General features: G+C 67.9%; 21 protein-coding genes. 15 read left to right on the plus strand and 6 right to left on the minus strand.

The window, feature by feature from the left end; all coding sequences use genetic code 11:
* Positions 1-57 precede the first annotated feature (57 nt).
* The gene (locus G6N54_RS27745; RefSeq protein WP_163795049.1) at positions 58-576 is read left to right on the plus strand and encodes a hypothetical protein; all 519 of its coding nucleotides are present in this window, start codon (positions 58-60) and stop codon (positions 574-576) included.
* A 23-nt stretch (positions 577-599) separates the two neighbouring features.
* Positions 600-1,154 carry a hypothetical protein gene (locus G6N54_RS27750; RefSeq protein WP_163793833.1) on the plus strand — a complete coding sequence of 185 codons (555 nt, stop codon included), beginning with the start codon at positions 600-602 and terminating at the stop codon, positions 1,152-1,154.
* Here the strand turns inward: G6N54_RS27750 and G6N54_RS27755 are convergent.
* The 3 genes from G6N54_RS27755 to G6N54_RS27765 all read right to left on the minus strand — a co-directional run bounded on the left by G6N54_RS27755 (position 1,151) and on the right by G6N54_RS27765 (position 3,071).
* Positions 1,151-2,023 carry a sigma-70 family RNA polymerase sigma factor gene (locus tag G6N54_RS27755; protein WP_163793835.1) on the minus strand — a complete coding sequence of 291 codons (873 nt, stop codon included), beginning with the start codon at positions 2,021-2,023 and terminating at the stop codon, positions 1,151-1,153. The genes G6N54_RS27750 and G6N54_RS27755 overlap by 4 nt on opposite strands.
* Positions 2,020-2,616 (minus strand): carboxymuconolactone decarboxylase family protein, encoded by a 597-nt coding sequence (locus G6N54_RS27760; protein WP_163793836.1) that lies wholly within the window; start codon positions 2,614-2,616, stop codon positions 2,020-2,022. The genes G6N54_RS27755 and G6N54_RS27760 overlap by 4 nt, the downstream gene beginning before the upstream one ends.
* A gap of 113 nt (positions 2,617-2,729) precedes the next feature.
* Positions 2,730-3,071, minus strand: coding sequence for a type II toxin-antitoxin system VapB family antitoxin (locus G6N54_RS27765; protein ID WP_163793838.1), 342 nt, complete (start codon positions 3,069-3,071; stop codon positions 2,730-2,732).
* A gap of 157 nt (positions 3,072-3,228) precedes the next feature.
* On the opposite strand from G6N54_RS27765, the gene hrcA reads away from it, so the two are divergent.
* From hrcA to era, 8 genes are read left to right on the plus strand one after another with little or no spacing between them, the layout of a single operon-like run.
* A complete protein-coding gene (gene hrcA, locus G6N54_RS27770) occupies positions 3,229-4,260 on the plus strand; it encodes a heat-inducible transcriptional repressor HrcA (protein WP_163793839.1) in 1,032 nt (343 codons plus the stop codon).
* A 60-nt stretch (positions 4,261-4,320) separates the two neighbouring features.
* A complete protein-coding gene (gene dnaJ / locus G6N54_RS27775; protein ID WP_163793841.1) occupies positions 4,321-5,463 on the plus strand; it encodes a molecular chaperone DnaJ in 1,143 nt (380 codons plus the stop codon).
* Positions 5,464-5,484: 21 nt separating this feature from the next.
* Positions 5,485-6,291: a 16S rRNA (uracil(1498)-N(3))-methyltransferase gene (locus G6N54_RS27780; RefSeq protein ID WP_163793843.1), complete on the plus strand. Its 807-nt coding sequence runs from the start codon at positions 5,485-5,487 to the stop codon at positions 6,289-6,291.
* A 56-nt stretch (positions 6,292-6,347) separates the two neighbouring features.
* Entirely contained in the window at positions 6,348-7,406 is a 1,059-nt protein-coding gene (locus G6N54_RS27785) for a PhoH family protein (RefSeq protein ID WP_163793845.1), read from the plus strand.
* Between the two features lie 19 nt (positions 7,407-7,425).
* Entirely contained in the window at positions 7,426-7,959 is a 534-nt protein-coding gene (ybeY, locus tag G6N54_RS27790; RefSeq protein ID WP_163793847.1) for an rRNA maturation RNase YbeY, read from the plus strand.
* Positions 7,960-8,000: 41 nt separating this feature from the next.
* Positions 8,001-9,224, plus strand: a complete 1,224-nt coding sequence (locus G6N54_RS27795; protein ID WP_179969269.1) for a hypothetical protein — start codon at positions 8,001-8,003, stop codon at positions 9,222-9,224.
* Positions 9,225-9,229: 5 nt separating this feature from the next.
* Positions 9,230-10,534: a hemolysin family protein gene (locus G6N54_RS27800; protein ID WP_163793849.1), complete on the plus strand. Its 1,305-nt coding sequence runs from the start codon at positions 9,230-9,232 to the stop codon at positions 10,532-10,534.
* 36 nt (positions 10,535-10,570) lie between these two features.
* The gene (gene era / locus G6N54_RS27805; RefSeq protein ID WP_163793852.1) at positions 10,571-11,479 is read left to right on the plus strand and encodes a GTPase Era; all 909 of its coding nucleotides are present in this window, start codon (positions 10,571-10,573) and stop codon (positions 11,477-11,479) included.
* Between the two features lie 44 nt (positions 11,480-11,523).
* Here the strand turns inward: era and G6N54_RS27810 are convergent, their stop codons facing one another.
* Positions 11,524-12,999: an amidase gene (locus tag G6N54_RS27810; protein WP_163793854.1), complete on the minus strand. Its 1,476-nt coding sequence runs from the start codon at positions 12,997-12,999 to the stop codon at positions 11,524-11,526.
* A gap of 61 nt (positions 13,000-13,060) precedes the next feature.
* Here G6N54_RS27810 and recO point away from each other — a divergent pair, with 61 nt between their 5' ends.
* From recO to G6N54_RS27825, 3 genes are read left to right on the plus strand one after another with little or no spacing between them, the layout of a single operon-like run.
* Positions 13,061-13,858, plus strand: coding sequence for a DNA repair protein RecO (gene recO, locus G6N54_RS27815; RefSeq protein WP_163793856.1), 798 nt, complete (start codon positions 13,061-13,063; stop codon positions 13,856-13,858).
* Positions 13,851-14,744, plus strand: a complete 894-nt coding sequence (locus G6N54_RS27820; RefSeq protein ID WP_264078326.1) for a decaprenyl diphosphate synthase — start codon at positions 13,851-13,853, stop codon at positions 14,742-14,744. The genes recO and G6N54_RS27820 overlap by 8 nt, the downstream gene beginning before the upstream one ends.
* A complete protein-coding gene (locus G6N54_RS27825; RefSeq protein WP_163793860.1) occupies positions 14,744-15,172 on the plus strand; it encodes a hypothetical protein in 429 nt (142 codons plus the stop codon). The genes G6N54_RS27820 and G6N54_RS27825 overlap by 1 nt, the downstream gene beginning before the upstream one ends.
* Before the next feature lie 82 nt (positions 15,173-15,254).
* Here the strand turns inward: G6N54_RS27825 and G6N54_RS27830 are convergent, their stop codons facing one another.
* Positions 15,255-15,644 carry a Fur family transcriptional regulator gene (locus tag G6N54_RS27830; RefSeq protein WP_163793863.1) on the minus strand — a complete coding sequence of 130 codons (390 nt, stop codon included), beginning with the start codon at positions 15,642-15,644 and terminating at the stop codon, positions 15,255-15,257.
* A 58-nt stretch (positions 15,645-15,702) separates the two neighbouring features.
* Positions 15,703-16,107: an ArsR/SmtB family transcription factor gene (locus G6N54_RS27835; protein WP_163793865.1), complete on the minus strand. Its 405-nt coding sequence runs from the start codon at positions 16,105-16,107 to the stop codon at positions 15,703-15,705.
* A 173-nt stretch (positions 16,108-16,280) separates the two neighbouring features.
* Here G6N54_RS27835 and G6N54_RS27840 point away from each other — a divergent pair, with 173 nt between their 5' ends.
* Both G6N54_RS27840 and G6N54_RS27845 read left to right on the plus strand, forming a co-directional pair.
* Positions 16,281-17,672: a glycine--tRNA ligase gene (locus tag G6N54_RS27840; protein WP_163793867.1), complete on the plus strand. Its 1,392-nt coding sequence runs from the start codon at positions 16,281-16,283 to the stop codon at positions 17,670-17,672.
* Positions 17,673-17,821: 149 nt separating this feature from the next.
* Positions 17,822-19,000: a PPE family protein gene (locus tag G6N54_RS27845; protein ID WP_163793870.1), complete on the plus strand. Its 1,179-nt coding sequence runs from the start codon at positions 17,822-17,824 to the stop codon at positions 18,998-19,000.
* The last annotated feature ends 22 nt before the right edge of the window (positions 19,001-19,022 follow it).

A 19,022-nucleotide genomic window follows, 5' to 3' on the forward strand; every position in this document is an offset into this window, starting at 1 on the left:
ATCTACACCAGTGTGGGTGACATTCCCGTCACGACGCTGCACACCGAAGGGGGAATCATGAAATCCGTCAAAGCCATCGTGACAGGTGTGGCCGCTCTGGGTGCCCTTGGCGCCGCAGCCGTCGGCGTCACTTCTGTCGCCGCCGTCCCGGCCGCCCAGGTGCAGCTCGCCGCCGTCGGCGCCCCGCTGCCGCAGGATCCGCCGCCCGTGCCTGTCCCGGACCCCGCTGCCGGCGTTCCGACCGCGGACCAGCTGACCGGCCTGCTCAACAGCCTCGCCGACCCGAGCGTGTCGTTCGCGAACAAGGGCAATCTCGTCGAAGGCGGCATCAGCGGAACCGTGGCGCACGTCGCGGACCACAAATTGCAGAAGGCCGCTAAGAACGGTGACCTGCCGTTGACGTTCAACATCACCAACATTCAGCCGGGCGCTGCGGGAACGGTGACGGCGGACGTCGCGGTTTCCGGCCCGAAGCTGCCGAACCCGGTGATGCAGAACGTCACTTTCGTCAACCAGGGCAGCTGGATGTTGTCGCGCGCTTCGGCGATGGAGCTGATTCAGGCCGCTGGACAGTGATTAACATCTGGCAGGTTGGCCCGATGAAGGGCACTGAAGGGGGAACCGTGAAGTCCGTAGCTCTGAGCGTGGCGGCGCTGGCCGTCGTCGGCGGCGCGGCCGTCGGAATCGCTTCGGTCGCAGCACCCGTGAGTCAGGTGCAACTGGCCGCACTGGGTGCGCCTTTGGCACCGGCACTGCCGCAAGAACCACCGCCACCTCCCGCGCCCGCGCCGGTGGTGCCGGGCCTTCCGACGGCTGAGCAGCTGAGCAACCTGTGCATACAGGCCACCGATCCCGGCGTGGGCTACTCGACGAAGGTCGGCCTGGTCGAAAACGGCATCAATCCCGACGAGGGCCACGTTGCCGACCACGATTTGCGCAAGGCCTACCGGAACGGCAATTTCCCGGAGACCTTCACCGTGACGAACATCGTGCCGGCCGGCCCGAACATGGCCGGCGCCCAGGTGGCCATCACGGGTCCCAAGTTCGCCGGACCGGTCAACAAGCAACTGGTCTTCGTCCAACAGGGCGGCAACTGGGTGCTGCAACACGACGCCGCGCTGGCGTTGCTGCAGGCCGCGTCCGCGGTGAACTAGCCGGAGGCGGCGCTCAGGTCGAGCCGGGCGATGCGCTCCGGGTCGGCCAGCACGTCGATCGCGGCGACCACGCCGTCGCGCACCACGAACGCCATGACCGAGGCGGGCCGGCCGCCGACGAATACGACCGCGCCCGCCGCGCCGTTGACGGTTGCCGCGCGCACCTCGCGTTCGGGGCCCGCGTAGCCGCGGGCCAGCTTGGCCACCGACGATGCACCCTCGGCGCGGAAAAGCCCTGCGCCGGAACCGAAGTCGCCACGTAGCACCACGTCGGGATGCAGCACCGACACCAGCCGTTCGAAGTCACCGGAGCGCCCGGCCGCGAAGAAGGCGTCGACGGCCTCGCGTTGTGCGGCGATGTCGGAGTCGGGAAGCGGATCCGCCTCCTGGATTCGTCGTCGCGCGCGGCTGGCCAGCTTGCGGGTCGCCTCCGGCGTACGGTCGACGATCGGCGCGATCTGGTCGAACGGCACGGTGAAGACGTCGTGCAGGACGAACGCCAGCCGCTCGGCCGGCGTCAGGGTGTCCAGCACGACGAACAACGCCAGGCCCACCGCCTCGGCCAGCATCGCGCGGTGCTCGGGGTCGAATTCGCCGGCGGTGTCCACGATCGGGTCCGGCAGCTGGGCGACCGGCTCCTCGCGACGACGGGCATGACGGTCGCGCAAGGTGTTCAGGCAGATGCGGGCGACCACGGTGGTCAGCCAGGCGTCCAGGTTGACGATGTCGTCGACGGAGCCGCGGTTCAACCGCAGCCAGGCCTCCTGCACGGCGTCCTGAGCGTCGTCGATCGAACCCAGCATGCGGTAGGCGAGGGCACCCAGCCGCGGCCGTGCCGCCTCGAAGCGGGCCGTCGCTGCGGCCGTCATCGGCGGGGGGCTTCGGGCAGCGCGCACACCCGGCCGGCGGAGAAGCCGGCCGACCCGATGCCCAGCGCGATGTTGAACCGGGCCCGCATGTTGCCCAGGTTGATGACGTGCGTGAGGCCGACCAGCTGCGGCGTGTCGAAGTGGGCGCGCAGCGCGTCGAACAGCTCGTCGGTCACCTCGACCGGGGTCCGGCTCATCGCGGTGGCGTACTCGAGGATCAGCTTGTCGGCGTCGGAGAAGCACGCCGCGTTGCGGTAGTCCGCCAGCGCCAGCAGTTCCTCGTCGGTCACATCCCACTGGCGGGCGATCTGCGAGCCGAGGTCGATGCAGTATTCGCAACGCACCGTCGCCGCCGCCTTCAACTCCGCCAGCGCGAGGTGGCGCGGGCGCAGGATGTCCAGCTTCGATTCGGCCTGTTCGAGCTTGCCGTAGGCGCTGAGCAGCCGGGGAATGTGGGCATACATCCGCAGCGGTTCGAGCATGCCGGCCGTCTCCTGACCGGCCATCTGCGCGAGCTTGCGCTTGGTGAAGAAGAAGGCGATCTTGGCGCCGAGGCCGGCGTCGTGGTCGGAGACTCCTTGAAGGCGGGACATGGCGAACCTCCCGAATTGTCCTGGATGGTCCCTGGATGGTCGTAGTGCGGACCTCGCGGAAACTCCGCGGCCCTCATTACGTCGACACCCGGCGACGCGCAAACGTGACCGGGCTAGTGCCCGAACGTCGAACCCGATCCCTGGGTCTGCGCGCTGAGCGGCACGTCCATGTCGTATACCCGGGCATGCAGCACGGTGCGATTCCGCAGCGCCGCGCGCACCGCGCGATGCAGGCCGTCCTCGAGATAGATGACGCCCCGCCACCGCACCGCGTGCGGGAAGAGATCGCCGTAGAAGGTCGAGTCCTCCGAGAGCAGCCGGTCCAGCGCGAGCACCGTTGTGGTGGTGACCAATTCGTCGAGCCGGATCTGCTGCGGCGGTATCTGCGACCAGTCCCGGTAGGACAGGCCGTGTTCCGGGTAGGGCTTCCGTTCACGTACGCCCTTGAAAATCATTGGCGGATCTTCTCCGATGCGTGGTCGAGGCCCTGCCGATACCTGCTGGACAAGGCTAGCCGCAAAGTCGCCGGCAATGCGCGGCGAACGCGTGCGCAACGAGGTCAGCGCGTCGTGTGAGACCGTAAAATGGACGCGATCAAGGAGGTAGCAACCAATGGGTAGTGCTGACGACCGGCGCTTCGAGGTGTTGCGTGCCATCGTCGCCGACTTCGTCGCCACCAAGGAGCCCATCGGTTCGAAGTCGCTCGTCGAGCGGCACAACCTCGGCGTGTCCAGTGCCACCATCCGCAACGACATGGCGGTGCTGGAGGCCGAGGGCTACATCACCCAGCCGCACACCAGCTCCGGGCGGGTGCCCACCGAGAAGGGCTACCGCGAATTCGTCGACCGGATCGACGACGTCAAGCCGTTGTCGTCGGCCGAGCGGCGCGCGATCCAAAGCTTCCTGGAATCCGGCGTCGACCTCGACGACGTGCTGCGCCGGGCGGTGCGGCTGCTGGCTCAGCTGACCCGTCAGGTGGCCGTGGTGCAGTACCCGACGTTGTCGACGTCGACGGTTCGGCATCTTGAGGTGATCGCGTTGACGCCGGCCCGGTTGCTGATGGTGGTCATCACCGAATCCGGGCGGGTGGATCAGCGCATCGTTGAACTCGGTGACGTCATCGACGATCACGAGCTCTCCCAGCTGCGCGAGATCCTGGGCCAGGCCCTGGAAGGCAAGAAGCTCGCCGCGGCGTCGGTCGCCGTGGCCGACCTTGCCCAGCAGTTGGGCGGCGCCGGCGGGCTGGGCGACGCGATCGGTCGGTCCGCGACCGTGTTGCTGGAGTCGCTGGTGGAGCACACCGAAGAACGCCTGCTGATGGGCGGCACCGCGAACCTGACCCGCAACTCCGCGGACTTCGGCGGTTCGCTGCGCTCCATTCTGGAGGCGCTCGAGGAGCAGGTGGTGGTGCTGCGGTTGCTGGCGGCGCAGCAGGAGGCCGGCAAGGTGACGGTGCGCATCGGCCATGAGACGGCGGCCGAGCAGATGGCGGGCACTTCGATGGTGTCTACCGTGTACGGCACCATGGACACCGTGTACGGCGGGATGGGTGTGCTGGGACCGACGCGGATGGACTATCCGGGAACTATCGCCAGCGTGGCCGCGGTTGCTCTTTATATTGGCGAAGTCCTGGGTGCTCGATGACAGCGCACCCGCAGGGTTTGAGGACAGCCGCGTAACGGCGCGGCACAAGAAAGGTCAGGCGTGGCACGCGACTATTACGGGCTGCTCGGCGTGAGCAAAAACGCCGGCGACGCGGAGATCAAACGCGCATACCGGAAGCTGGCGCGCGAGCTGCATCCGGATATCAACCCCGACGAGGCCGCGCAGGCGAAGTTCAAGGAAATCAGCGTCGCCTACGAGGTGCTCAGCGATCCCGAGAAGCGCCGGATCGTCGACCTGGGCGGGGACCCGCTGGAGAACGCGGCCGCGGGCGGCGGGTTCGGTGGGTTCGGCGGCCTTGGTGACGTGTTCGAGGCGTTCTTCGCCGGCGGCTTCAGCGGCGGCGGGACATCTCGCGGCCCGATCGGCCGGGTTCGGCCGGGCTCGGACTCGCTGCTGCGGATGCGGCTGGATCTCGAGGAGTGCGCGACCGGCGTGACCAAGCAGGTCACCGTCGACACCGCAGTGTTGTGCGACCGCTGCCAGGGCAAGGGCACCAACGGCGATTCCGCGCCGATCCCGTGCGACACCTGCGGCGGCCGTGGCGAGGTGCAGTCGGTGCAGCGCTCGTTGCTGGGCCAGATGGTGACGTCGCGGCCGTGCCCCACCTGTCGCGGCGTCGGCGTGGTCATCCCCGACCCGTGCCATCAGTGCGTGGGCGACGGCCGGGTGCGTGCTCGCCGCGAGATCAGCGTCAAGATCCCCGCCGGTGTCGGCGACGGCATGCGTGTGCGGCTCGCCGCGCAGGGTGAGGTCGGGCCCGGGGGCGGGCCGGCCGGCGACCTCTACGTCGAGGTGCACGAGCAGGCCCACGACATCTTTGTCCGCGACGGCGACGACCTGCACTGCACGGTTTCGGTGCCGATGGTCGACGCCGCACTCGGCGCCACGCTGAGCGTCGACGCCATCCTCGACGGGACCAGCGAGATCGCCATTCCGCCTGGCACCCAACCGGGTTCGGTCATCACGCTGCGCGGCCACGGGATGCCGCAGCTGCGCTCGGCCGCCCGGGGCAATCTGCACGTCCACGTCGAGGTGGTGGTTCCCACCCGGCTGGACCACCAGGACAGCGAACTGTTGCGCGAGCTGAAGAGCCGGCGCAGCCGCGACGTGCCCGAGGTCCGCTCGACGCACAGCGGCGGTGGCCTGTTCAGCCGGCTGCGCGAGACCTTCACCGGGCGCTAGCGACGACCCGAGGGCCCGCGCATGGTGGCGACGCTGTTCTACGTCGAAGCACTGCCCGACGCCGGTGGGCTGGCCGTCGTCGACGGCGATGAGGGGTTTCACGCCGCGACCGTGCGGCGGATCCGGTCCGGGGAGGAATTGGTGCTCGGCGACGGCCACGGCGACCTGGCCCGCTGCGTGGTCGAGCAATCCGGGCGCGACGGGCTGCGGGCCCGGGTGCTGGACCGCTGGACCGTCGACCCGCCGTGGCCGCCGGTGACGGTGGTGCAGGCGCTGCCGAAGTCCGAGCGCTCGGAGTTGGCGATCGAATTGGCCACCGAGGCCGGGGCGGATGCGTTCGTGGCCTGGCAGGCGGCCCGCTGCGTGGCCAGCTGGCAGGGGGCCCGCGTCGAGAAGGGGCTGCGCCGGTGGCGCGCGGTGGCCCGGTCGGCGGCCCGGCAATCGCGGCGGGCACACATCCCGCCTGTCGACGGCGTGTTGTCGACGGCGGCGCTGGTCCAGCGGGTCCGCGACGAGGTGGCCGGCGGTGCGGCGGTCGTGGTGCTGCACGAGTCGGCGGCCGAGCGGATCGCCGACGTCGCGGTCGCGCGGGCACCCTCGCTGTTCCTCGTGGTCGGCCCCGAGGGAGGCATCACGCCTGACGAGCTGGCGGCGCTGACCGACGCGGGCGCCGGCGTGATCCGGCTGGGCCCGCAGGTGCTGCGGACTTCGACGGCCGCCGCGGTGGCCCTGGGCGCCCTGGGCGTGCTCACCGGCCGATGGGAGCAAATCGCCGAGGTCGGGGCGCCTGGACCGCTCGCGGCTGACCAGGCGGAGCCCTCGGCGTAGACTAAGACATCCGCACAACCACCTGACGAGCCGAGAAGGCAGGCACCGGAAACCACGTGACGCCACGCGAGACCAACGCTGCTGACGCAGCAGGGGCCCTGCAGGCCGACGCTCAGGTTCGCAGCAGTATCGACATTCCCCCTGATCTCGTCGTCGGTTTGCTGGGCTCGTCAGACGAGAATCTGCGCGCCCTCGAGCGCATACTCAGCGCCGACCTGCATGTTCGCGGCAACGCCGTCACGATCTCGGGCGAACCGGCCGACGTCGCGCTCGCGGAGCGCGCGATCTCCGAGCTGATCGCGATCGCGGCCAGCGGCCAGTCGCTGACCCCAGAGGCAGTGCGCCACAGTGTCGCGATGCTCGTCGGCAGCGGCGACGAGTCACCCGCGGAGGTGCTCACCCTCGACATCCTGGCGCGCCGGGGTAAGACGATCCGGCCCAAGACGCTCAACCAGAAGCGCTACGTGGACGCCATCGACGCCCACACCATCGTGTTCGGCATCGGGCCGGCCGGTACCGGCAAGACGTATCTGGCCATGGCCAAGGCGGTCAACGCGCTGCAGTCCAAACAAGTCACCCGCATCATCCTGACCCGGCCGGCCGTGGAAGCCGGTGAGCGCCTTGGCTTCTTGCCCGGCACGCTGAGCGAGAAGATCGACCCCTATCTGCGGCCGCTGTACGACGCGCTCTACGACATGATGGATCCCGAGCTCATCCCCAAGCTGATGTCGGCCGGTGTGATCGAGGTGGCACCGCTGGCCTACATGCGGGGACGCAGCCTCAACTCCGCGCTCATCGTGCTCGACGAGGCGCAGAACACCACCCCCGAGCAGATGAAGATGTTCCTCACCCGGCTGGGGTTCGGCTCCAAGATGGTCGTCACCGGGGACATCACCCAGATCGACCTGCCGGGCGGAGCGAAGTCGGGCCTGCGGGCGGCCGTCGACATCCTCGAAGACATCGACGACATTCAGGTCGCCGAGCTGACCAGCGCGGACGTGGTGCGCCACCGGCTGGTGTCGGAGATCGTCGACGCCTATGCTCGCCACGAGGACATGGACGCCGGCATGAATCGAGCCGCACGGCGAGCGTCCGGAACCCGAAACCGCCGATGAATGATGCGGTGAGCAGCCCATGACTATCGAAGTGTCCAACGAATCGGGCATCGACGTCTCCGAAGCCGAATTGGTGAGCGTCGCGCGATTCGTCATCGCCAGAATGGACGTCAATCCGAGCGCCGAACTGTCGATGGTGCTGTTGGACACGGCGGCGATGGCCGACCTACACATGCGCTGGATGGACCTGCCCGGTCCGACCGACGTGATGAGCTTCCCGATGGACGAGCTCGAGCCCGGCGGCCGTCCGGATGCGCCGGAGCCGGGACCGTCGATGCTGGGTGACATCGTGCTGTGCCCGGAATTCGCGGCCGACCAGGCCGCCGCGGCTGGCCACAGTCTCGGACACGAGTTGGCGCTGTTGACAATTCACGGCGTGCTACACCTGCTCGGCTACGACCACGCCGAGCATGACGAGGAGAAGGAGATGTTCGCCCTGCAGGGGCGGCTTCTCGAAGAGTGGGTAGCCGACCAGGTCGAGGCGTACCACTACGACCGGCAGGACGAGAAAGATCGCCGGTTGCTGGACAAGTCAAGGTATTTCGACAATTGAACCTTTTGAAGAGAGCACTTTGGATCACGGTGTCCGCTGCGATGGCGTTGGCGCCGTCGGTGGTGCTGGCCACCACAGCCGGTGTGGCACAAGCCTCTCCGTGCGCCGGCGAGGGGTCGAACCCCGTGTCGTGCCAGCACTGCCTGTTCTATGTGAACGCGTATCACACCGCGAACGTGTGTAACGCCCCCGCGCCGCGACCGGCCCCGGCGCCGACGAGCACCCCGGTGTATATCCCGGAGCCGCCGCCGCTGCCCCTGCCGCCCAGTTCCACCCGCCCGGCGCCGACGCCGGTGCAAACCCCGAAGATCAATCCGCAGGCCCCGGGGGCGCCCCGAAACGTCGGGGTGATGGCACCGCCGAAGAAGCTGGATGCGCCGCCGCAGGCGGTCGCGGCGGCCAAGGCCGCACCCGCGGCGCGGCTCAATCCCGCGGACCCGCCGAAGCCGCCCACCCCGACCGATTTCAACCAGCAGGTGCAGAACGTCATCAGCGCCCACAGCGAAAACATCGACCAGGTTAGGGCCGATAACAAGGTGCTGGTCCGCCCCCGGCACTGGGACTTCATCGACTACGACGAGTACCACCGCCCGATGCTGTACAACCCGCTCAGTCAGGCGATGACGTTCCGCTACACCTACGACGGCGCCTCCCAGGAGGCCTACCTTCCGGCCGGTGGTCGGATCGTGCTGGATGCCGGCACCGTGGGCCTGGTCTCGTTCACCGCGGTCGGCGATAGCTATCTGGCGGCGGGCAGCTTCTACGGCGGGGCCTTCGTACCGCCGCCCAACTGGCAGGGTCCGCCGCCCCCGGAGTACGTCGCACCGGCACCGCCGACCCTCTATCAGAACGTCTTGGCCGACGTCCCCGCCGACAACCAGATCGTGCAGATCGGCCAGGTGGCGGTGGTAGGCCGCGACGAAAGCCAACCCGTGGGCAGTCAGGACACCTTCCTGCTTGACGACACCACCGTGGCCTGGGGCCAGGTCAACGATCCCACCAGCGGCGTGCAGATCAGGGTGAGCAAGACCCAGTCGCTGCCGGGCTTCGGGCCCACCGACAACGGCGACTTCCTGGCGGCACTGGCGGTCCGCGGAGACCAAAGCCAGCCCGCACAGCCCGCGCCGCCCGCCCAACCCTGGTGGCCCTGGGCGATGCGGTACGGCCTGCTGGTGCTGGCAGTCGTCTTGATCGCCGGGTTGCTCAACCGGCGGGCCAAGAATGACGAGGCCAAAGAAGAGTCCGCGTCCGAGCCAAGGCATTAGCGCCGTTGACGGGGATACCTCAGCTGCTCGGCGCGTTGGCACTGATCATTCTGGGTGGGGTCTTCGCGGCGATCGACGGTGCCATCAGCACGGTGTCGCTGGCTCGGGTCGCCGAGCTGGTGCGCGACGAGCGCCCCGGGGCGCGGTCCCTGTCGAAGGTGATGGCCGATCGCCCGCGCTACATCAACCTGGTGGTGCTGTTGCGCATCGTGTGCGAGGTCACCGCGACCGTGCTGCTGGTCGTCTTTTTCTACGACAACTTCGGCCTGAACTGGGCGGTGTTCGGCGCCGCGACCATCATGGTGCTGACCAGCTTCATCGTCATCGGCGTGGGTCCGCGGACGCTCGGCCGTCAGCACGCCTATCAGATCTCGCTGGTGCTGGCGATCCCGCTGCAGGTGGTTTCGTCGCTGCTGATGCCGGTCAGCCGGCTGCTGGTGGTCATCGGTAACGCGCTCACCCCGGGCCGCGGCCTGCGAAATGGGCCGTTCGCGTCCGAGATCGAGTTGCGCGAAGTCGTCGACCTGGCCCAGCAGCGTGGCGTCGTCGCCGCCGACGAGCGCCGGATGATCGAGTCGGTGTTCGAACTCGGTGACACCCCGGCGCGTGAGGTGATGGTGCCGCGCACCGAAATGATCTGGATCGAGAGTGACAAATTCGCCAGCCAAGCGACCGTCTTGGCCGTGCGCAGTGGGCATTCCCGCATCCCGGTGATCGGCGAGAACGTCGACGACATCGTCGGGGTGGTCTACCTGAAAGACCTTGTCGAGCAGACGTTTTTGGCCGCTGACGGCGGCCGGGACATCAAGGTCGCCCAGGTGATGCGCCCGGCGGTGTTCGTGCCGGACTCCAAGCCCCTGGATGCGCTGCTGCGCGAAATGCAGCGCGACCGCAATCACATGGCGCTGCTCGTCGACGAGTACGGGGCGATCGCCGGTCTGGTCAGCATCGAAGACGTGCTGGAGGAGATCGTCGGCGAGATCGCCGACGAGTACGACGAGGCAGAGGTCGCTCCGATAGAAGACCTGGGGGACAAGCACTTTCGGGTGTCGTCGCGGTTGCCGATCGAAGACGTCGGCGAACTCTACGACGTCGAGTTCGACGACGATCTCGACGTAGATACGGTCGGCGGCCTGATGGCACTGGAATTGGGCCGCGTTCCGCTGCCCGGCGCCGAAGTGGTTTCGCACGGCCTGCGGTTGCGCGCCGAGGGCGGCCCCGACCATCGCGGGCGGTTGCGGATCGGCACCGTGCTGCTGAGCCCGGCCGAATCGCAGGAACACGAGCTCGAGGGCACGCGCCATGGCTGAGCAAGTCGACTCGGCCGGCCGCACCGGGATTCCGATATGAGTGAATTCCGTTCAGGTTTCGTCTGTTTGGTGGGCCGGCCGAACACCGGCAAGTCGACGCTGACGAACGCGCTGGTCGGCGCCAAGGTCGCGATTACCTCCAAGCGCCCGCAGACCACCCGCCACACCATCCGGGGCATCGTGCACCGGGAGAACTTTCAGATCATCCTGGTCGACACTCCGGGTCTGCACCGGCCGCGCACCCTGCTGGGCAAACGCCTCAACGACCTGGTCCGGGACACCTATACCGAGGTCGACGTGATCGGGTTGTGCATCCCGGCCGACGAGGCGATCGGTCCCGGAGACCGCTGGATCCTCGACCAGATTCGTTCGGTCGCAACGAAAACGGCCCTCGTGGTGATCGTCACCAAGATCGACAAGGTGCCCAAGGACCGGGTGGCCGCGCAGCTGGTCGCGGTCAGTGAACTCATAGAACACTCGGCCGGCTCGGCCGAAATCGTCCCGGTGTCGGCGGTGGCCGGCACCCAGGTCGACGTCCTGATCGACGTGCTGGCAGCGGCGTTGCCTCCGGGGCCGGCGTATTACCCCGACGGCGAGCTGACCGACGAGCCCGAAGAGATCCTGATGGCCGAGCTGATTCGCGAGGCCGCGCTGGAGGGCGTTCGCGACGAGCTTCCGCACTCGCTGGCGGTGGTGATCGACGAGGTCAACCCGCGCGAGGACCGCGACGACCTGATCGACGTGCACGCGCTGCTCTACGTCGAGCGGGACAGTCAGAAGGGCATCATCATCGGCAAGGGGGGCGCCCGGCTGCGTGAAGTCGGGACGGCAGCGCGCGGCCAGATCGAAAAGCTGCTGGGCACCAAGGTCTATCTCGACCTGCGCGTCAAGGTCGCCAAGAACTGGCAGAGTGACCCCAAACAGCTTGGGCGGCTTGGCTTTTAGTCGACTCCTTCGCGGCATCGAGTTTTCGGCCGACGCCAACGCTTCTAGTCGTGCGGACGGAAGTGTTCGTGCTCCCACCACACCTTCGGCTGCTTGGCGGCCCAGCCGCAGACGGCCTCCAGTTCGGCGGCCAGCGAGATCAGCATTCCCTCGCTGTTGGCCGGGCCCATCAACTGCACACCGATCGGCAAGCCCTCCGAGGTGAAGCCCGCCGGCACGTTGATCGACGGCCAACCCAGCACATTCCACGGCCAGGTCGCCGGGCACGCCTTGATCATGGCGCGGTCGGTGCCGAAACCGCTCAGCCGGTCGAAGGAGCGGGCCAGCGGGGGTGGCTGGGCGGTCGTCGGGGCTACCACCACGTCGACGATGTCGAAGATCGAGCCGACCCGGCGCTGCAGCGCGGCTTCGTGTACTCGCGCGTTGCGCAGGATCGCTTGCCCCAGCACATGACCCATCCGCAGGTTGGACAGGGTACGGCGATCCAGGACCACGCCGTCGCCCAGCCGCTCCTCCCATTCCCGCAGTCCCGCAGTCGATCTGGCCAGGAAGTCCCACGCCAGCCGCACGCCGTAGTCCGGGTTGCCGGTGACGATCGTATGACCGAGCAATTGGAGCTGCTTACCCACGGCTCGAGTGGCGGCCAGGATCTCGGGATGCAGCTTGGCGCGAAAGAACGTGTACGCGAACCGGGTTGACAGTGCGATGTTCAACGGGCCGGGAGCGATGCTGACATAGTCGGACGCCCGCAGCGGCGGCGGCTGGTGCCGATCGCCCTCGACATTGCCCGACGCGGCGTCGAGCACCAGGGCCGCGTCGGCCACCGTGCGGGCCAGCACGCCGTTGACCGTGATTCCGTTGAACGACTCCGGCAGCGGCCACGTCGAGATGCGGCCGCGCTGCGGCTTGATCCCGACCAGGTGCGTCCACGCCGCGGGGATGCGGATGCTGCCGGCGCCGTCGGAGCCGATCGCGGCGGTGACCAGACCCGCGGCTACCGCGGCCGCGCTGCCGCCCGACGACCCGCCGGGAGTGTGTCGCCGTGACCACGGATTGCGGGTGTGGCCGAACCCGGGCCCGCTGGTGAACGGCCACTGACCCAGCTCGCAGGTATTGGTCTTGCCGACGATCACCGCCCCGGCGGCCCGCAGCCGCCGGACCACCTCCGAATCCTGGGAGGCGGGCCGGACGTAGCCGTCGGTGCCGAAGGCGGTGGGCACCCCAGCAACATCGACGTCGTCTTTCACGGCGATCGGGACACCCAGCAACGGCGCTGTGTCGCCGGCGGCCCGTCGCCGATCGGCCTCGGCCGCGTCGGCCAGCGCCGACTCGGTCAGGACCACTCGGAATGCGTTCAGCGTGGACTGGCTGACATCGATCGCGTGCAGCGAACGCCGCACCAACGTGTCGGAGGTCACCGAGCGGCTGTTCAGTTGATAGAGCAGGTCAGTGAGTGTGGGCAGGCGCGTGCCACGGGGCCCGGAAACAGACCCGGAAGCGGACTCAGAAGCGCCAATCACGGGGTACGAGACTATCGGCGCGGATCCCCGAGATGTCGCGGCGGGGTGCAAAACTATTGAGATGCGGCTATATCGAGACCGAGCGGTAGTGCTGCGCCAGCACAAGCTCGGCGAAGCCGACCGGATCGTCACCCTGCTGACGCATGATCACGGGCTGGTTCGTGCGGTGGCCAAAGGCGTGCGCCGCACCCGCAGCAAATTCGGAGCGCGACTGGAGCCGTTCGCGCACATCGATGTGCAGCTGCATCCCGGCCGGAATCTCGACATCGTCACCCAGGTCGTCTCGATCGACGCGTTCGCCAGCGACATCGTCAGCGACTACGGCCGGTACACCTGCGGGTGCGCGATGCTGGAAACCGCCGAGCGCCTGGCCGGTGAGGAGCGTGCACCTGCCCCGGCGCTGCAACGGCTCACGGTCGGCGCGCTGCGGGCGGTGGCCGACGGGCGCCGCCCTCGTGACCTGCTCCTGGACGCCTACCTGCTGCGGGCCATGGGCATCGCCGGCTGGGCGCCGGCGCTGACCGAGTGTGCCCGCTGCGCCACGCCCGGCCCGCATCGGGCCTTTCACATCGCCGCCGGGGGCAGCGTATGCCCGCACTGCCGCCCCGCGGGCTCGACCACGCCGCCGCTGGGCGTGCTGGAACTGATGTCCGCGCTGCACGATGGCGATTGGGAGGCCGCCGAGGCGACGCCGCAATCCCACCGCAGCCATGTCAGCGGGTTGGTGGCCGCCCACCTGCAGTGGCATCTGGAACGCCAGCTCAAGACGTTGCCGCTGGTGGAGCGCAATTATCGGGTGGACCGAACCATCGCCGATCAGCGCCCCGCGCTGATCGGGCAGGATGAGGCCTGTGGCTAAGCACCACGAGCGCAAACTGAGGTCTACCGACTTCCCGCAACTGCCCGCCGCGCCCGAGGACTATCCGACCTTTCCCGACCGGTCGACGTGGCCGGTGGCGTTCCCCGAGTTGCCGCCCTCTCCGGACGGCGGCCCGAGCCGGCCACCGCAGCACATTTCGAAGGCGGTCGCGCCGCGGATCCCGGCGGACCGGTTGCCCAACCACGTGGCCATCGTGATGGACGGCAACGGCCGCTGGGCCACTCAGCAGGGGCTGACCCGTACCGACGGCCACAAGGCGGGGGAGGCGGTCGTCATCGACGTCGTCTGCGGGGCAATCGAAATCGGGATCAAATGGATCAGCCTCTACGCGTTTTCCACCGAGAACTGGAAGCGTTCCCCCGAGGAGGTCCGCTTCCTGATGGGCTTCAACCGTGACGTGGTGCGCATGCGCCGGGTGAACCTCAAGACGATCGGGGTCAAGATCCGGTGGGTGGGATCGCGGCCACGCCTGTGGCGCAGCGTGATCAACGAATTGGCCGTCGCCGAGGAGATGACCAAGGGCAACGACGTCATCACCGTCAACTATTGCGTCAACTATGGCGGCCGCGCCGAAATCGCGGAATCCGCAAGGGAGATCGCACGCCTGGCGGCCGCCGGCCGGCTGAACCCCGAGCGCATCACCGAGGCGACGGTGGCACATCACCTGCAGCGGCCCGACATCCCCGACGTGGATCTCTTTCTGCGGACCTCGGGGGAGCAGCGCTCCAGCAATTTCATGCTGTGGCAGGCCGCCTACGCCGAGTACATCTTTCAGGACAAGTTGTGGCCCGATTACGATCGCCGCGATCTATGGGCGGCCTGTGAAGAATATGCGGACCGCAACCGACGGTTTGGGAGTGCCTAATGCCATCTCTGCAGGAGCGCCTGGCTTCGATCCTCCGCGACGTGCTGACGGTCGAGGAGGAAGCCGACGGCGGGCTCACCGTGCACCACGACGGCACCTTCGCGTCGTTGCGGGTGGTCAACATCGCCGAGGGACTGGACCTGGTGTCGCTCACCCAGGTCGTCGCCTGGGACCTGCCGCTGACCAAGAAGCTCGGCGATCAGGTGGCCAAACAGGCGCACGACAGCAACTTCGGCAATGTGACGGTGGTCGAGAAGGTCAGCGAGAAGGCCGCGCAGCGCAACTCCGGCAAGGGCGCGGCCAAAACCGCGGACGTGATGCTGCGCTACAACTTTCCCGGCGCCGGCCTGGCCGACGACGCCCTGCGCACGCTGGTGCTGCTGGTGCTCGATAGCGGCTCGCAGATCCGCCGGGTGCTGACGGCCTGATTTCTCGCCAAGTGCCCCGCCAGCCGGGCTTTGGGCACCGAGTGCCCCGCCAGCCGGGCACTCGCCGGTGTCACGGGATCAGCTAGCGACAGTCCGAGCAGGTCCCGAAGATCTCGATGGTGTGGCTGACCTCGGAGTAACCATGCTGGGCGGCCACCTGCGAGGCCCACTCCTCGACCTCGTGGTCGCCCACCTCGATCGTGGACCCGCACTGGCGGCACACCAAATGGTGGTGATGGTGCTCCGAGCAGCGCCGGTAGACCGACTCGCCGGTGTCGGTACGCAGCGTGTCGACCATCCCGGCCGACGCCATCGACTGCAGCGTCCGATAGACCGTGGTCAGCCCGATGTTTTCACCGCGGCGTCGCAGCTCGTCGTGTAGCTCCTGGGCCGAGCGGAATTCGTCCAGGGTCTCCAGCAGCGTGGAGATCGCCGCGCGCTGACGGGTGGAGCGAACGCTGGCTCCGGTCATGGGCGCCACTCTCCCCGGCACGCGGGAGGTGCCCCCACTGCATCGTCGCTGTTGCGCGTCATGGTGTGTCCTCGCTGGCATGGGCGACGGCGTCGACGACGATGTGTGCCAGGTGGTGGTCGGCCAGGCGGTACAGCACCTCGCGGCCGGACCGCTCCCCGGCGACCACTCCCGCCGCCTTGAGAATCTTCAAATGCTGGCTGACCAGCGGTTGTGGCACCGCCAGCGCGTCGACCAGCTCATGCACGCAGCGCTGGGATTCGCGTAGTTGCAGCACGATGGCGATTCGCACGGGGGCGGCTAGCGCACGCAGCAGCTCACCCGCGGCGTCCAGGATCTCTCGCGACGGTGGCACCGGGTACTCGGCGAACGGCGAATGCTCGCCCGCTTCGCCGTGCCGAACAGCAACCAGGTCCGATGACGAGCCATGGGAAGCGGTCGGCGACGAAGAGGACATCACCATGCGAGCGTCATCACCTCGAGAAGTGCCGGGTACCTGCCGTGCCCACTGTAGGGAACGACTTCCACCTTCACATGCATGATGACGCATGTCAAAGACCACGGCGCGGTCGATACCATTGTTGATGTTTCGCGGGCGACGATTCGCCGCCCCGCCTCGCAGCCATCCGAAAGGGAGTGGACCACCCCGTGGCGTCCGTCATCGACACCGTCGTTAAACTGGCCAAACGGCGTGGATTCGTCTATCCCTCGGGTGAGATCTACGGCGGCACCAAGTCGGCGTGGGACTACGGGCCGTTGGGTGTGGAGCTCAAGGAGAACATCAAGCGGCAGTGGTGGCGGGCCGTGGTCACCGGCCGCGACGACGTCGTCGGACTCGACTCGTCGATCATCCTGCCGCGACAGGTGTGGGTGGCATCCGGGCACGTCGAGGTGTTCCACGACCCGCTGGTGGAGTCGCTGATCACCCACAAGCGTTACCGTGCCGACCACCTGATCGAGGCCTACGAGGCCAAACACGGGCATTCGCCGCCCAACGGGCTGGCCGATATCCGCGACCCGGAGACCGGGGAGCCGGGGCAGTGGACCGAGCCGCGCGAATTCAACATGATGCTCAAGACCTACCTCGGCCCGATCGAGACCGAGGAGGGGCTGCACTACCTGCGGCCCGAGACCGCGCAGGGCATCTTCGTCAACTTCGCCAACGTGGTGACGACCGCGCGGCGTAAGCCGCCGTTCGGCATCGGCCAGATCGGCAAGAGCTTCCGCAACGAGATCACCCCGGGCAATTTCATCTTCCGCACCCGCGAGTTCGAGCAGATGGAGATGGAGTTCTTCGTCGAGCCGTCGACCGCCAGGCAGTGGCACCAGTACTGGATCGACACCCGGCACCAGTGGTACACCGACCTCGGCATCAACCCCGAGAACCTGCGGCTCTACGAACACCCCAAAGACAAGCTGTCGCACTACTCCGACCGCACCGTCGACATCGAGTACAAGTTCGGCTTCCAGGGCAATCCGTGGGGTGAGTTGGAAGGCGTCGCCAACCGGACTGACTACGACTTATCAACGCACGCAAAGCATTCCGGTGCCGACCTGTCGTTCTACGACCAGGTAAGCGACACCCGGTACACGCCGTACGTGATCGAACCCGCGGCCGGCCTGACGCGGTCGTTCATGGCGTTTTTGATCGATGCCTACGCCGAGGACGAGGCCCCGAACGCCAAGGGTGGCGTGGACAAGCGCACCGTGCTTCGCCTGGACCACCGGCTGGCCCCGGTCAAGGCGGCGGTGCTGCCGCTGTCCCGGCGCGCCGACCTGAGCCCCAAGGCCCGCGACCTGGCCGCCGAATTGCGGAAATCCTGGAACATCGATTTCGACGACGCGGGCGCGATCGGGCGCCGCTACCGGCGCCAGGACGAGGTCGGGACGCCATACTGCGTGACGGTGGATTTCGACTCGCTGCAGGACAACGCCGTCACCGTGCGTGAACGCGACGCGATGACGCAGGAGCGGGTCTCGATGGACTCCGTCGCCGACTACCTGGCGGTTCGGCTCAAAGGCGCGTAGCGACCCATTTGGGCAAACCGGGCAATTTTGGCGTAGTGCTCCCTAGGATCCGGCCTTAGTCTTATACGCAGTGTGTATCCAGTCGAAGCAATGACTGTCGGGGTGCAGTTGTAACGCCGTTGAAGCGGCTGGTCGTGTCGAGGTAGTGGATGCTTCTGGATTTTGTGTTCTTCCCGCCGGAGATCAACTCGGCCCTGATGTACGGCGGTGCCGGCTCGGGACCGCTGCTGGCTGCTGCCGCGGCATGGGACGGTTTGGCCGCCGACATGTGGGCGTCGGCGTCGTCCTTCGACTCCGTGGTGTCGGGTCTGGCGGCGAACGGGCAGTGGATCGGTCCGTCCTCGGAGTCGATGACGCAGGCGGCGGCGCCGTATTTGCAGTGGTTGCACACGGCGGCGGCGCACGCCTCCATGTCGGCCGTGCAGGCCCGGGTGGCGGCGACGTCGTACGAGTCGGCATTCGCGGCGACGGTGCCGCCCGCGGCCATCGCGGCGAACCGTATCCAGCTGATGACCTTGATCGCGACCAACATCCTGGGCCAGAACACGGCGGCCATCGCGATGACCGAATTCGAATACATCCAGATGTGGCTTCAGGATGTGTTGGCGATGTTCGGCTACCACGCGGGGGCGCAATCGGTCATGTCGGCGTTGCCGTCGATCGGTTCAGCCCCGTCGAGCTTGGCGGGGTTGTTTACCACGCCGCTGAGCACGTTGGCCTCGCAGTTCACCGGGGCGTTGTCGTCGTTGGGCGGGCAGATATTCGGCCCCGGGTTCTCCTCGGCGGTGACCGCGATCCAATCCGCGCTGTCCCAGGTGGGATCGATCGTTACGTCGGCGCCGGTGTCGTCCTTGATGTCGGCGGCCCAGATCGGGATGTATCCCGCGAGCGCGTTGATGCCGCCGATGATGGCGCTGAGCCAGGGCACCGCGCCGGTGACATCGCTGGCCGGTGCGACGAGTGTGGCCGCCACCGGGGCGTCGCAGACCGTCGGCTCGACCGGCCCGGCGATGCGCATGATGAGCGGCGACGGGAGCTGGGGCTCGTCCATCTCGGCCGGTCTGGGTAGGGCTCGGTTGGTGGGCGCCATCTCGGTGCCCCCGGTGTGGCAGGGCTCAACCCCGGCCCCGATCGTCAGCTCGGCGATGGCGGGAGCGGGAGCGAGCGGCGCCGCGGTGGAGCCGGCCGGAACCACCAGCGGCATGCCGATGCCGGCGCGGGCGGGCGCGGGGCATGACAAGCCGGCCGAAATGGTGGGCCGGGGCGGAACCAGTCAGACCCACGTGGTGCAGACCCGGCCGAAGGTGGTGCCGAGAAAGGGAGCTTGAGGGGACCGGCGCAATTGCCGGG

Origin of the sequence: Mycobacterium stomatepiae (assembly GCF_010731715.1) — a bacterium.
Classification (GTDB): Bacteria; Actinomycetota; Actinomycetes; order Mycobacteriales; family Mycobacteriaceae; genus Mycobacterium; species Mycobacterium stomatepiae.